Source organism: Panacibacter ginsenosidivorans (assembly GCF_007971225.1).
Taxonomy (GTDB): Bacteria; Bacteroidota; Bacteroidia; order Chitinophagales; family Chitinophagaceae; genus Panacibacter; species Panacibacter ginsenosidivorans.
Genome location: NZ_CP042435.1, coordinates 3260618 through 3273933, shown reverse-complemented (window position 1 = coordinate 3273933; position 13316 = coordinate 3260618). Strand labels below are relative to the sequence as shown.

14 protein-coding genes are annotated in these 13316 nt (G+C 37.6%); 6 read left to right on the top strand and 8 right to left on the bottom strand.

Annotation, left to right across the window (positions count from 1 at the left end; all coding sequences use genetic code 11):
• Window positions 1–35: 35 nt before the first annotated feature.
• Together FRZ67_RS13785 and FRZ67_RS13780 are read right to left on the bottom strand one after the other, a co-directional pair.
• Entirely contained in the window at window positions 36–485 is a 450-nt protein-coding gene (locus tag FRZ67_RS13785) for a hypothetical protein (protein ID WP_147190201.1), read from the bottom strand.
• A 266-nt stretch (window positions 486–751) separates the two neighbouring features.
• On the bottom strand, window positions 752–1450 hold the full coding sequence (locus tag FRZ67_RS13780; protein ID WP_225975338.1) for a carbohydrate-binding protein: 699 nt from the start codon (window positions 1448–1450) through the stop codon (window positions 752–754).
• 417 nt (window positions 1451–1867) lie between these two features.
• On the opposite strand from FRZ67_RS13780, the gene FRZ67_RS13775 reads away from it, so the two are divergent.
• Window positions 1868–3103 carry an ROK family transcriptional regulator gene (locus tag FRZ67_RS13775; RefSeq protein WP_147190199.1) on the top strand — a complete coding sequence of 412 codons (1236 nt, stop codon included), beginning with the start codon at window positions 1868–1870 and terminating at the stop codon, window positions 3101–3103.
• A 687-nt stretch (window positions 3104–3790) separates the two neighbouring features.
• On the opposite strand, the gene FRZ67_RS13770 is transcribed toward FRZ67_RS13775, so the two are convergent.
• Window positions 3791–4249 (bottom strand): MaoC family dehydratase, encoded by a 459-nt coding sequence (locus FRZ67_RS13770; RefSeq protein WP_147190197.1) that lies wholly within the window; start codon window positions 4247–4249, stop codon window positions 3791–3793.
• A gap of 255 nt (window positions 4250–4504) precedes the next feature.
• Window positions 4505–5482 (bottom strand): acyl-ACP desaturase, encoded by a 978-nt coding sequence (locus FRZ67_RS13765; RefSeq protein WP_147190195.1) that lies wholly within the window; start codon window positions 5480–5482, stop codon window positions 4505–4507.
• Between the two features lie 422 nt (window positions 5483–5904).
• Between FRZ67_RS13765 and FRZ67_RS13760 the strand changes: the two genes are divergently transcribed.
• From FRZ67_RS13760 to FRZ67_RS13745, 4 genes are all read left to right on the top strand, one after another.
• The gene (locus FRZ67_RS13760) at window positions 5905–6060 is read left to right on the top strand and encodes a lmo0937 family membrane protein (protein WP_147190193.1); all 156 of its coding nucleotides are present in this window, start codon (window positions 5905–5907) and stop codon (window positions 6058–6060) included.
• Window positions 6061–6182: 122 nt separating this feature from the next.
• Window positions 6183–6581, top strand: coding sequence for a cupin domain-containing protein (locus FRZ67_RS13755; RefSeq protein ID WP_147190191.1), 399 nt, complete (start codon window positions 6183–6185; stop codon window positions 6579–6581).
• A gap of 613 nt (window positions 6582–7194) precedes the next feature.
• Complete coding sequence (locus tag FRZ67_RS13750; protein WP_147190189.1) at window positions 7195–7896, top strand: alpha/beta hydrolase family protein; 702 nt, start codon at window positions 7195–7197, stop codon at window positions 7894–7896.
• Between the two features lie 234 nt (window positions 7897–8130).
• Entirely contained in the window at window positions 8131–8673 is a 543-nt protein-coding gene (locus FRZ67_RS13745) for a hypothetical protein (protein ID WP_147190187.1), read from the top strand.
• 177 nt (window positions 8674–8850) lie between these two features.
• Here FRZ67_RS13745 and FRZ67_RS13740 read toward each other — a convergent pair whose 3' ends face one another.
• On the bottom strand, window positions 8851–9342 hold the full coding sequence (locus FRZ67_RS13740; RefSeq protein ID WP_147190185.1) for a DinB family protein: 492 nt from the start codon (window positions 9340–9342) through the stop codon (window positions 8851–8853).
• 131 nt (window positions 9343–9473) lie between these two features.
• Window positions 9474–9962 carry a peptide-methionine (S)-S-oxide reductase MsrA gene (msrA, locus tag FRZ67_RS13735; protein ID WP_147190184.1) on the bottom strand — a complete coding sequence of 163 codons (489 nt, stop codon included), beginning with the start codon at window positions 9960–9962 and terminating at the stop codon, window positions 9474–9476.
• A 589-nt stretch (window positions 9963–10551) separates the two neighbouring features.
• Between msrA and FRZ67_RS13730 the strand changes: the two genes are divergently transcribed.
• Window positions 10552–11316 carry an FRG domain-containing protein gene (locus FRZ67_RS13730; protein ID WP_147190182.1) on the top strand — a complete coding sequence of 255 codons (765 nt, stop codon included), beginning with the start codon at window positions 10552–10554 and terminating at the stop codon, window positions 11314–11316.
• 260 nt (window positions 11317–11576) lie between these two features.
• Here FRZ67_RS13730 and FRZ67_RS13725 read toward each other — a convergent pair whose 3' ends face one another.
• Both FRZ67_RS13725 and FRZ67_RS13720 read right to left on the bottom strand, forming a co-directional pair.
• A complete protein-coding gene (locus FRZ67_RS13725) occupies window positions 11577–12056 on the bottom strand; it encodes a hypothetical protein (RefSeq protein WP_147190180.1) in 480 nt (159 codons plus the stop codon).
• A 247-nt stretch (window positions 12057–12303) separates the two neighbouring features.
• Window positions 12304–13092, bottom strand: a complete 789-nt coding sequence (locus FRZ67_RS13720; RefSeq protein ID WP_147190178.1) for a hypothetical protein — start codon at window positions 13090–13092, stop codon at window positions 12304–12306.
• Window positions 13093–13316 lie beyond the last annotated feature (224 nt).

Genomic DNA, 13316 nt, shown 5'->3' with positions numbered 1-13316 from the left:
AGCATGAATAAGCAAGCCTACCAAGCCCGATGCCATTAAACCTTTTCTGCCTCAGCAAGTGCTTTTACCATTATTTCCAGGTCCGTAACACCCCTGAAACCACTAAATCCAACAAATAATTTCGCTCCGTTATGCATGGTCAATGGTTGTCCACCCTCCCATCCAATCAGGTCCGGCGCTTCTATACCGTTTCCATTTTCTTCCACTTCTTTATTAAAAACCATTCTTTCATATTCGCCGGTCCTTACTCCTGTAAGCCATACCTGGTTTGCCTTTGTCCATGCCACTTTATAAGATTGCCTTAACCTTGCTTTATTACTGCCAAACATTCTACCATACAATATTCCGTTTTCATCGATCAAGCAAGCGGCAACATTTCCATTCGATATAGCTTTATCTTCCGGGTCTTCTATGTACACCGGAATCATTTTTTCAATAGCATCGAACAGGGCATTTATCACTGCCTGGATTTCTTTGTTCTTCATGTTACTTGTTCTAAATATTTTTTGATATGGTGCAATGATGATACTTATTAATTGTAAGAATAAGATGCCAAAAGTTATTCAGATGAACGTAATGCGACGCAACGATGATGCCATGAAATGCTGCTGCAGGTAACATAAAAAATCAGTAGCTTTTATAAAGATCATTAAAAAGAAAAGTGCATCGAAATAAAAGACAGTTTTGAGCCTCACAAAACATAAAAGCGCTTAAACATTTTTCTGTTACCGTTCGTTAAAGGGCCTTGTTTTTAATCTATTCTTTTAAAGTTGATAAAATCATAATTCATGTTCCCGACATCAACAGTATGAATGGTGAATGTCTGCAATCCCTTATCCAAATGAATTGATGCGATATTGTCAATATAATTCCAGTGATGCCATTGCCGCCAGGCCACCGTATCAGCAGCCACAAAAGTGGACGGAACCATAATAGGCCCGGTAACATCCTTATCATTCACGGCAAATGATATCTTACCATTTTTATTGGAGGTGAACATTAATCCCAACTGGTAGTTGCCGGATTTTTCAACCTGTATAGTATACTTTATCCACTCGCCGGGTTGGGTCCACCCAACATAAAACTGATCTTTATCGGGCTGTACAAAATTGTAGGGCGTATTGTCTATAGCAGGGTCGCGGAATTTGGTAAAAGAAATATCCACGGCCTCGTTAATGCGGAATTCGTGCAAATAGCTTCCGTCTGCCGGATTTAATTTACCGCTCCCTGAATTGATGGAATCATTATCGTGATAAGCTACGCCTTCACCACCGAAATCATAGTACTCGCACTGGAGTTTTCCGGGAATCTTTTGCGCCCCTTTTTTATAAACACTGTCCTCAAATGGAATACCCTTGTAATGCATTGACTGACTTCGCGCATCATTAACACCAACTGTTAAAAGACCAAACCCGGTAACAAAAACTAAATGACCGTATTTTCCCGGCATAGCTGTATCGTTTAAACTCAGAGCTTTATTTCATAGTTTTTCAAAAGTAGGATTAATCAGACATTCAATAAAAATGAATTTAAAAAATCTTTACAGGCTATCTACACTGTTTCTTATTTACTCTATTCAATATGATAACCCAAAAGTGGTCAAATAAAAAACTAATATTAAATTAACTATCTAATTATCAATTATATTTTAATAATATAAATTCATACATACATTTCGACGTCATCGGCAAATAGTCTTAAGAAGAGTTTAGCAAGGAATAAAAAGTTTAATTTATTTCAAAATATACAAAAGTCTGACTCACTTATTATAAAGAATCTTAGATGGCCTTTTCGAAATTAGTTTCCATCAACTGAAATATTTAGTTTTGACATTGATCGCATTATTTGCAAAAGCGATGAAATTAAGATGAAGGAAATGGTTGCACAACAGGACAAGTTTGATTTCCAGTCCAACCTGAGTAAGATAGCCGTACTTAGGCTTATAAGGAATGAGAAGAAAATAACCAGGGCAAAGATTCTTCAGCAAACGGGGCTGAGTGCACCCACGCTAACACGTATTATAGAAAGCCTTGTTCAAATGAACCTGCTGCAAACAGACAGCAAAGGATTATCAGGAGGAGGAAGACCACCACAACTGGTAAGGTTTAATTCAAAAGAGAATTATGTGATCGGTATTGATATAGATGCCAGTTTTATACGCGCAGTACTCTCGAATTTAGCTGGTGAATTTATTTTTGAAATACATATTCCTACCAACTTCAAAGATGGTTTTGATGAAGTGATGACACAGGTTGGCGGCCTTATCGGGAAATTAGTTGACCGTGTCCGCCAAAAGAAATTACGGCTTTGGGGCATCGGGATTGCAGTGAGTGGAATGGTCAATAAAAGTTCAGGGATCATAGAGTACTCACCCATCTTTAACTGGAGAAATGTAAATATCCGCGAAGCGCTTTCTAAATATACGGATTTGGAAATAGCCCTGGGAAATGTGGTTGACCTTGTAGCAGTAGGGGAATTGTTGTATGGCGTCGGCAGGCAATATGCAAACTTTATTTGCCTCAATCTTGGCTATGGTATTGGTGCAGGTATTATTCTTGATAGAAAACTGTTTTCCGGTGCGGATGGCTTTGCCGGCGAGATCGGGCATGTAGTAGTTGATAAAAACAGTACAAGAAAAGGAATGGAAGGAGTTACCGGCACCCTTGAGGCATTGGCCTCCGGATATGGCATTGCAGAAATTGCACAAGCGCAGGCACCTCTCTACAATAAAAGCATTTTACACAAACTGGAGGCGGGTAAAATTGATGCTGCACTCGTATTTGAATCTGCGAGAAAGGCAGATCCATTAGCAATAGAAATCGTAAACAACGCAACCGCTTACATTGGTATCGGCATTGATACGTTGATAAAATTATTCAATACAGAATGTGTGGTGCTTTACGGAGAGTTAATAGAATATGAGCCACAGTTGATTGAAAAAATCAGCAGGCAATGGGACCAGTATTCCATGAAGGCCATCTCCCGTAAAGTTCCGGTACTCTCTTCAAGCTTTGGCGAAAACGCTGCCCTAATAGGCTCCTTCTCCCTGATACTAGAGAAAATTCTTCAGCTGGAAATATCATTACCCGGTATGCCGGATTAAAAATGCTTTATCTGTAAGATACAATACAAGTGTGTCGGTTGAAATAATTTGACTGCCTTTCTGTTGTTATTACTTATAAGAATCATTAAAAAGGATGGCTAAATCAATGCACTATTTAATTTAAATCCACCAATCAAGGGCCGATATATCGGGAGGTTTTGTATCAGACGCTGCCACACATGACACGATCTGGAAATAAAACTAAAACAGGGATTACAGCAACACTTTTCGAATTAAACCATAAACAAGTGTATAGATAAAAGTGACTATTCCCCACGTAATAAACAAGGTAATAATAGCGTTAGATTTAGCAAGTAAAATATTTAACCTTACAAGTAGTAAGTTATACCAACAGCATTTAGCTTGTTGATTCTTTTTGAGGTTTCGAAATGCTGTTACTTATATTATCCAAACCAATAAAAAACCAATCGCTATGCTTAAGAAGATTTTAAGCACCAGTTCGTTTATCCAATTATCCTTGAGGCCATTCATCAAAAAAAGCCGTAAGGTAATTTCACATTTAGAAGAGCCATTTTACCGAACTGACAACCCCATGGGTTATGCTATTTTAACTGGGATTATTTTAGGAAGCCTGATATTTATGGTCCTGAGTGGAAAGAGTTTATTCGGATCTCTGCATTAAATGTATAGCCATTAACCACAGATAAGCTGCAGTACAGGATGTCCTTAAAGAAAATGATAAAGAAATAAAGTATCACCTGCAAAGGCAAGCTTTGGCTGGTCCTTTATTTCCAGTTGAATAAAGAGCGTGCATTTGGTAATACCTCTGAGGTTGATGATAGATTTTAGCAAAACCCTGCATCTTACTTCGCTGTTTACAAGTACAGGCTGCCCAAACTTAAGTTGCTCTATCCCATAATTTACTTCCATCTTAAGATTCTGCACATCACAGATCTGTTTCCAGAAATATGGGATAAGAGAGAGTGTAAGGTAGCCATGTGCTATAGTAGTTTTAAAAGGGCTTTCTTTTTTGGCTCTTTCTACATCAATATGTATCCATTGATGGTCCAGCGTAGCATCGGCGAAATTGTTGATCTGTTCCTGGGTTATTTTATGCCAGGGAGAGACGCCGATCTCTTTGCCTAAGTGCGCTTCGAATTCTGCATGACTTTTTATGACTACCATAGGTGGCTAAGATACTGGAATGATTTGTTTTTTTTGTAATGTTTTTGTTCTTTTCAGATTCTGCGAAGATGGTAATATTTTTTTGACCAACACTTGTACATCTGGCATCGCCTGTTGCGTCGCACACTTGTACGTTTGGTTCTTTATGTTGCACATGCAGTTCTTTTACACCATCCCGGCTTTTGAGAAATTGATAGAGAAAATTATTGAAATTATAGGCAGCATCTTAGACCATTTGGGAAAATCTCATTTTTTTTATGGACGTATCCAACTAAATGAATAACCTGTTTCTGTATTGCTTCTGGTGGCAATTCTTTGCAATCTGTCTGGTAAGCCGATAATATAATCTCTTGCCTTTTCGCCGGCATCGGTCAGGGATCTCATCCCGGTAATCTTCCATTCTGTAATCAATGATCTTAAAATATTTACATAATCAGTAGAGGTGTACACGCCAATACGTTGTGCAGCATCTGAGAAATGGCTAAAGGTTTGGCCCTTAGGCAATCCCATTTCCCGTAAGAAATGAGCAGGCATTACAATCTTTTTTCGCATCATATCTTCAAATGCCAGCATCATTTCACTGGGGTCTATCTCAAAGACTTTTGCAACAAATGATTTGTAGGCGTTGGCATGTCTTGCTTCATCACTTGCAACATTGCCACAGAGTTTTGCCAATAAAGTATCACCATATTCTTTAGCAAACTGTGCAACTCTTCTGTGTGACAGATTAGTGGCTAATTCCTGAAAACTGGTGTAAATAAAATTGCGGTAAGGATCCCTTGATGTACCTATATCAAAACCGTCTGCAAGTAAATATTGCGTTGATATTTCCATTTGCTGCATGTTCACTCGCCCAGAAAGGTACAAGTACTTATTCAATACATCACCATGGCGGTTTTCTTCCGCGGTCCACGCCCTTATCCATTGGTTCCATCCACCTTCCCTGTCTTCTGTTATATCGTTTAAAGATAATAACCATGATTCATAGGTAGGAAGCGCTTCTTCCGTAATAGTGTCACCAATCAGCACCGCTAACAGGTCATTAGACAAACCTTTAGCACTTTGTTGCAGTTCTTTTACATCTTCGTAAAAGCTTTCACTACTGGCATCTGGAAGCAGGTCTGAAGGTTGCCAGATATCATCAATTGGTTTTAAATATACTGTTACTGCATTTTGAATATCCTTTTCCAAATGCTTCAGCACATCAAGTCTGGATCGTAAATTAACTTTCATATACGTAAGTTACTTAAGATATTTGGTATGGCATTTTGATCAGATAACTGGGTAAAAAAATTTGTAAATGAAAATTATGAGGTAATGAAATCAGCGTAACAGAAACGCACACCTATACATATACTCCCTCAAGCCCATCATTAATATTAATAAACAGAAAGAAAATTTATTTTATTGTACTTAACTACATTTACTATTAAGGCGGGACGTGTTACTAAACTTATACAATTGATTCTTTATACAGCAGAAACAAAACAGACTTGGGATTAGCTTCTTGTTTTTATATTAACATTTTTAGATTAACGGAGTAACCAGAAAAATGACGTAAATCAAACGCATAAATGATTTGCCTCATTCAATAGCATTTTATAATAAGTACATTTGATTCAATAAATTAATCATAATAAATAAAAACAAGCATCATGGGAAATTTATTATATATCGTAGCAGTAATATTAATCATTGCATGGGGCATCGGATATTTTGGAGGCTATGCTACTGGCAATCTCATCCACATTTTGCTGGTAATTGCTATAATTGCAATAATATTAAGAGTTATTCAGGGAAGGAGAATATAACCTGTTTTAAGTTTACAACATTCACTCTTCAACTTCCTCTTACCCTTAAGTTTTATGATTTACGCTATCAGGTAAGCAGCATCTTCACTTTTTTTATTTTTTTAAAATCAAACGGTTTATATATGAAAGGACATAAAAGCAATATTGAAAAGGATACTTTGGAAAACAATAATTTTCGTAAAGTATTATACACTGGCCATCACCTCCAACTTGTTCTGATGAGCATCAAAGCTGGGGAAGACATTGGACAAGAGGTTCATAAAGATCATGACCAGTTTTTCCGTTTTGAGAGTGGGGTTGGAAAATGTTTTATTGACGGAAATGAGTACGACGTGAAAAATGGAGATGTAATTGTTGTACCGGCAGGCGCAAAACATAACATTATCAACACAGACGATAAGACAGCATTAAAATTGTATACAATTTACAGTCCGCCTAATCACAAGGACGCTATTGTAAGAGCGACAAAAACAGATGCTGAAAATATTCCTGAAAAATTTGACGGAAAAGCAACTGAATAGGTTGCATTACCGGGAAGCATTTCTCTTTCCTCAATATTATCTCTTAGCTAAAACTTTAAGAGTAGCAAGTCCATGAAGGCCTTGGTATGTGGTTACTGTTATCATAGACTCTAAAAAGGTACCTCTTAAGATCCTTGTATACAAAATCTCACATCAGTCTTGCATTAGCATCTTGTTTTTATATTGCTATTTTTAAAAAAACCGGTATAAGAAAAACAAAAATTATTTAGTTGCTCTCACAGAATCTGCGGAGAAGATATATTAAATTGGACATACAAAATAAATCTAAAGAACTATCGCATTCCAAGATCACATATACGAGGCGGCATCACTTTTTATTGAACAGGCCAATAGCTTCTTTAGCCGTGATAGAAAATGCTCTATCATACTTGACAAGGATCTTTTTGATGGAGCGATATATTCAGCAGAAGAATTCTTTGAGTACGTAAAGCCAAACTTCAACAGCCCTGAACTTTTCTATAAACGCTTCAACAGTGAACAAGGAGAAAACATAAAAGAACTACCATTTAAAAATAAGAATGGTTACAGGCTTTACTCCTTTCCTTCGCCTGTTAAAACACCATGGCCAGAAAACAATACTGTTTATTGCCGGATGTTTACTTCAATACCTGCTGCAGACACCATCATTATTTTTGTGCCCGGATGGGCAAGGGCTAACCTTGAAGCGGAAGAAGGAATGTGCAGGCAGTTTTTAAAAACAGGTATCGATACCTGTTTAATTACTAAACCATTTCACCAAGAGAGAAAGGCTATAAATACTTTTTCAGGGGAGTTATTTATAAGTGGAAATGTTTTTTTAACGGTCATGAACTTTCGTCAACTGGTTGCTGAATTAAGATTATTAATTCATGAGTTTAGAAAAAAATATAAAAATATTTGCCTGCTCGGAATGAGTAGCGGAGGCTTTCAAACTGCGCTTGCCGCAGATGTAGAAGAAGTAGATTTTTATTTTCCTGTAATTACAGGAGCCAAATTAGGAAGTATAACATGGGAAGGTAAACTAAGCAGGTTTGTAAAAAAAGATGTTATTAAAAAAGGCATATCTGAAGATCAATTGAATCAGGTGTGGGCCATTGCAGACCAGGAATATCTTGGTCATAATTGTAAGGCAAAACATGTTAAGCAATTCATTAGCCTGTATGATGAAATTGTGCCTACTAAATATCAATATATGTTATGGGAGATATACCATAATCCACCATCTTATGAAATGCAATGCGGACACGTAAGTGTTGTTTTTTATTTTAAAAGAATTGTACAGGAGATCGCTGATTTTATTGCCGAGCGTTCCTGATGCAACCGCAACAACTTCTAAATAAGCAAGCTAATTGAGCATGCCGAAATTTATTCTGCAGTACAAGTGAGTGACACAAGGAACGATGATAGCAGTAATACAGTTTTGCCCAAAATGAAACCAACAAAACAATAATACCGGGTTGCAATTCATAATTCAGAAATTTCATTTCATACACATCTCACTTCTTATAGTTCAACTGTCATTATAAGTTTGCACTCAAAATAATTAACCATGAAAAATATTCTTTTGACTACGCTATTAATCGTAGTACTTGCAACAGGCACAAGTTGCAAAAAAGACAGTAGTGAGCCGGATACAAACTTTGATCTGCCTGCAACACCTGCACCTGCGGGTTTAACAGGTAACTGGTCAAGCGGCTTCGGATCAATGCTGCAACTGTATGACGCGTATACAGGTGATTTAGTTGGCCCCTCATGGCAGAGTGGAAAATTTTTCAAGATCACTGCAGATGGAAAGAATGCAGAGTTCTATTATATAGCAGAGACGCAATACCTGCAATCAGCAACAAAAGCAGTTGGCACTATAGCGTTTGATGCAGGTTCAACAGCCACAGAAGGCTCTTTCACGTTTTACGCAGGATGGGCACACTACAACGGATGGGGAACTACCAATGTAAACAGGGACGCTACCAGTGATGAGCTTTCTAATAATCTTACCGGCAGGTATTATTATAAGATGGAAGGGCAGTGGCTTAGAATAGAACCAGGTGCGCCAGTTAATGAATATACCAGCAGTTTCGAACAGATCAACTAAAATGCTTCTGGCAAATATGGTTTAGTGGAGACATTTGGTTTCTTAGCCAGCAATCTTATTATGATTGCTGGTTTTTATTTTATGTAGTAAGCTGCAGTAATACTATTAAGCATCGTTGTGTCACTCACTTGTACATTCGGTCCTTTATGCAGCACTTACAGCATTTGGAAACTGTTGTTATTGTTCGTCTGCACTAGGTCCGTACATGCTCGGTATTGGTACATTTAATAACCGCAGGTAAACCGAAAGCTGCCCGCGGTGATGTACCAGGTGGTTTAAACCCCAACTGCGGATAGCTACTTTTTTTGGCAGCTGCATCATTACGGTGCCGTTACGTTTTACCGTCCATATTTTATCAAAGTCTGCATCTGTAGCCTGCTGTAAACTTTCCAATGCTGCATTTAGTTTTGATTCAAAATTCTGCATCAGCACATCCTTTTCTTTTGCGATATTAATAGGTGGGTTGTTTACAAAATCAAATTCGTCTGCGCTAAGAATACGGGTTATCCAACCCGGTATATCTGCAATATGTGTGGCCAGTTTTGCAAGGGGCATTGATCTTTCATGCGGTACCCATGCCGGATTTTCAAAGGGTACACGTTCCAGCAGCTTTCGTGTGCTGGCAGATTCAAAAGTTAGTTCTGCAATGAGTGGTGCGTTGATAGCCATAAATATTTTTTTGCAAGTTAGTTGAAATGGATTTTTTAAAAGTCATCTTTTTCTCAGTCTTACGCACCTTCTTGTTTTTATCAATATTCTTAAATTAGGATGAAGAATAACCTGTTATATTTTCGCTTTTATTATAACTGCCACTCTGGTCTTATATAATGACACGTGTATCCATAAGGATGCTTCTGTAAATAATTCTGATGCTCTTCTTCTGCATCCCAAAAGTCACTGGCAGCAACTATTTCGGTTACAATGGTGCCAGGCCATTTACCGGATGCATTCATTTCACTGATAAGATCCTGTGCAGTTTTCTTTTGTTCTTCGCTGAGATAAAATATTGCTGAGCGATAAGAAGTGCCCACATCGTTACCCTGCCTGTCTCTTGTAGTAGGGTTGTGGATCTGGAAGAAAAATTCCAGCAGTTTGCGATACGATAATTTTTCCGGATCGAAAGTGATTGCTATTGCTTCTGCGTGAGTACCATGATTACGATACGTTGCGTTTTTTACATTCCCTCCGCTGTAGCCAACCCTTGTTGATAATACACCCGGGAGATTTCTTACCAGTTCTTCTACGCCCCAGAAACAACCGCCTGCTAATATTGCTTTTTCGCTTGCCATATATTTGTGTTTATACTGTGCTTAATAAGGCAACTTTAAAGCCAATTTCTTTTACTGGCAGCTTGACATGCAATAGCTTTTAATCAATGGCAATATTTCTGCCTGTGCTCATAGATTTTTGGAGGTATGGCAAAGAACAAAAAGTTTATTTTTTGCTATTGTTCTTCATGGCATCGGTTGTTGATTCACTTACTTGGTTTAATCAATAAGTTCGATCTTCCTTTATCATTTATTTTCCGAAAGACTCCACGGAGAAGGGAACTTAGGCGTATCAGGAAACATTGCTATATGTTATAACAATTGAAAAGGACCAGCTATCCATTGTTGAGTATTCACTGCTGCGCAAAGATTCAGCGTACAAGTGAGTGACACAACGAAGTCTAATAGTACTATTACAGCCTGCTCCAAAATATTATGCATGTATGCTATGTACTTAGAATTTCAGTCTCTAAGTCTTCTGCGGGGCTATACAAATTAACTGACCAAGGGGCATAAATGCTTATACCAATTTTTATGCAGGCATTGCATACCCGGGAAAGATTTTTTACATTAGATAGGTGCTTATTATCAAATTCTTTCAACAACCACTATGACTGAAATAACAACACTGGGCGAATATATAAATGAGGTGAATAAAATTCAAACCAGGTGGACCAAAGAAGAAAATGGAGAATTTATCTTTCCATGGTTCAGAGGTCATGCTAATGAAGCTTACCACCTGATGCCAAGCCTATACAGGGAAAAGGGCCTTCATGAAAATGAAGATAGTTACAGGCATGATTTTCAACAAAAAGGTTTTCCGTATTTATCTGATACAACATTTGGTGTTCCGGTGGCAGATTGGGAATGGTATTTTCTTATGCAGCATTATGGGCTGCCGACCAGGTTGCTGGATTGGACAGAGGGTAGTCTTATAGCATTATATTTTGCTCTTTTTTATAAAGCAAAAGAGGATGAAAGCAACCCTTGTGTATGGATGTTAAATCCTTTTGCACTTAACAGGATGCTGCACAGGAATGAAGCTATATTCTTATTTACAGATAAACAGGTAGACGACTATTTACCTGCTATATGGTCAGGAAAAAATTTACCGGTTCACCCTATTGCATTTCAACCGGCATTTAAATCTAAAAGAATCGCCGCACAAAAGGGATGCTTCACCATTCATGGTGCGAATCAGGAACCGCTTGATAAAACAGGTACGCTTGACAGTTGTTTAAAAAAAATAGTTATTAAGTATTATAACATTAACCTCATCAAAGGAGAATTGATTGTAGCAGGCATTACAGAATCTTCATTATTTCCTGAATTGAGCGGGCTTGCCAGAGAGTTAGTAGAATATTATAAGAAATAATGTATCGAAGTAGCAAAGGTAACTTTCGGTACAACGAAATACAAAAGAAACAACTTCAGCCCCGGTGCCGTGTTGTAATTATATCTTACTAAATTTTTGAATAACGCAGATTTAATTTTTACTGAGCAAACAGGTTCCGCGAGTATAACCAGACATATTTATCCCTGCACTGCTTTTTATAATACTTGCAAAGATTATTTTACTGATTAACTGATAACGTGCCGGTGCCATGTTGATTGTAATGTATAAAGCCTCTACTTCTAGTCACAAAGCTGTAATGTTTCGGTGCTTCTGGTGCTGATCTGCAGCTTATTGATCTTACCGGTTTTATTGTAATACAGCACCAGGGTCCCGAATTTGGTTTGATAAGCATCCCAGTTAACATCTTTTATCTTTGGGCTGCCCAGCAGCCTGAATAAACTTTCACGACTGGCGCCCATAAGAGCCGGAACCAGTTTACCGGTAAACCTTTCTCTTATTTCAATATAATTCCTTGTAGTAAAAAAACAAATATCCCTGTCTTTATACAAAACTGCTCCACAGTCTTTGGCAGCGGTTGAATTAAGGCTATCGGCAGTAAAACAGGGGAAAAATTTTTTTACTTCACCGGCGGTAGAGTTACAATCAAGTTTGCCGCTAACGGTACCTTCCAGGAGATCAACTGTAAACGGCGGACATACAACAGTTGTTTTTAACTGGGCGCCTGCAAACTGTATATCAATAACCAGGACTGCTAGCACGAAGAGCATTTTTAGATTCATTCTTTTTTTATTTTATGATGCTTATTACGAAAAAGATACCTGTTTACAATAGCAAATTCCCTGCTAAATTTAGTTAAGGATGTATTGTTCACAAAGCAGCAAATAATTTACAGAGACCTTATAACAACCAAAAAATGTTGCTGCAGTTGAAGTGTGCGACGCAAGCAAAGTTTAATAGTACCACAACTGCCGGTTACAAAATTGCTTTTACTTTATTCCTCAGATATTACTCATCAATTTTTACAACGGCAACAAGTTTTAAAAGCTCTGCGAAAACTTCTTTATTTAAAGTGGCTGCATTGATAAAAGCGCTTTGATTGGAACGCATGTAAGGATCAAAATCTATATCATCCTGTTTATCGAACATTGCTTCATCTGCAAAAAAAGTAAAGTTGGAATAATTGTAATCAGAGCCTGCTTCGGGGTAAATAAGCCGGTTAAAATTATGAGCAGTTTCAAATTTCTTTTTGATAAGATCCTGGTGAATAGGAAGCCAGTCTGCTGTTTCGAGTTGCTCGTATGGCCTTTCTTTACCCGGTGTTGCTTTTACATATTTAACCAGCAATAATTGTGGTTGTTTATTTAACGCGCCTGCTTCTGTAACTACTTCAGATATGGGTGTATAAATAATATCGAATGAATCACTTTTATGTATGCTGGCACTATCCATTCTTCCTTTTGTTAAGCTGTAGAAAACTCCTTTGGAATCGCTGTTTTTATATTCGGCCAGCCAGTCATTGAAATTCCTGAAAACAGTAGCTGTTATATAATCATACTGGTTTTTATTATGGGCCGGGTTTGCTACCTGCCACACACTGCTCCACACAACCGACTTAAATTTTTGTTCCTGTATATTTACTCTTTCACGGGCATATTTCATCACAGCGGAAGTATCGGTAACACCTGGTTTCATTTTAATAAACTCCATCAAAAGGTATTTACTGCTTTGTGCATGGCCGGTAACTACTGCTATGGAAAACAGGAAAATGAATAAAAAAAAGGTAAGCGCCTTCATAGAATGATTTTGACAACATTAATAAAAATCTGTGCCAGATTTAAATGACAGGGCATATTTGTATTACCCGCTTTATTTTTAAGCTAATAACAATCTCTCATTCATGCGTCTTTTTGCAACGCAAGATATTGACAGTTGCTTTTATGCCTTATGAGCTTCATCGCATCCCACCTGCCTTAATAGAGATAATAAAGTAAAAATACAAATACATAATTTTTGGAGCA

Coding starts and splice junctions, on each gene's coding strand:
- FRZ67_RS13730 (WP_147190182.1), top strand. CDS start 10,552: ATGACTGAAATAACAACACTGGGCGAATATATAAATGAGGTGAATAAA.
- FRZ67_RS13755 (WP_147190191.1), top strand. CDS start 6,183: ATGAAAGGACATAAAAGCAATATTGAAAAGGATACTTTGGAAAACAAT.
- FRZ67_RS13765 (WP_147190195.1), bottom strand. CDS start 5,482: ATGAAAGTTAATTTACGATCCAGACTTGATGTGCTGAAGCATTTGGAA.
- FRZ67_RS13740 (WP_147190185.1), bottom strand. CDS start 9,342: ATGGCTATCAACGCACCACTCATTGCAGAACTAACTTTTGAATCTGCC.
- FRZ67_RS13720 (WP_147190178.1), bottom strand. CDS start 13,092: ATGAAGGCGCTTACCTTTTTTTTATTCATTTTCCTGTTTTCCATAGCA.
- FRZ67_RS13780 (WP_225975338.1), bottom strand. CDS start 1,450: ATGCCGGGAAAATACGGTCATTTAGTTTTTGTTACCGGGTTTGGTCTT.
- FRZ67_RS13775 (WP_147190199.1), top strand. CDS start 1,868: ATGAAGGAAATGGTTGCACAACAGGACAAGTTTGATTTCCAGTCCAAC.
- msrA (WP_147190184.1), bottom strand. CDS start 9,962: ATGGCAAGCGAAAAAGCAATATTAGCAGGCGGTTGTTTCTGGGGCGTA.
- FRZ67_RS13745 (WP_147190187.1), top strand. CDS start 8,131: ATGAAAAATATTCTTTTGACTACGCTATTAATCGTAGTACTTGCAACA.
- FRZ67_RS13770 (WP_147190197.1), bottom strand. CDS start 4,249: ATGGTAGTCATAAAAAGTCATGCAGAATTCGAAGCGCACTTAGGCAAA.
- FRZ67_RS13785 (WP_147190201.1), bottom strand. CDS start 485: ATGAAGAACAAAGAAATCCAGGCAGTGATAAATGCCCTGTTCGATGCT.
- FRZ67_RS13760 (WP_147190193.1), top strand. CDS start 5,905: ATGGGAAATTTATTATATATCGTAGCAGTAATATTAATCATTGCATGG.
- FRZ67_RS13750 (WP_147190189.1), top strand. CDS start 7,195: ATGTTTACTTCAATACCTGCTGCAGACACCATCATTATTTTTGTGCCC.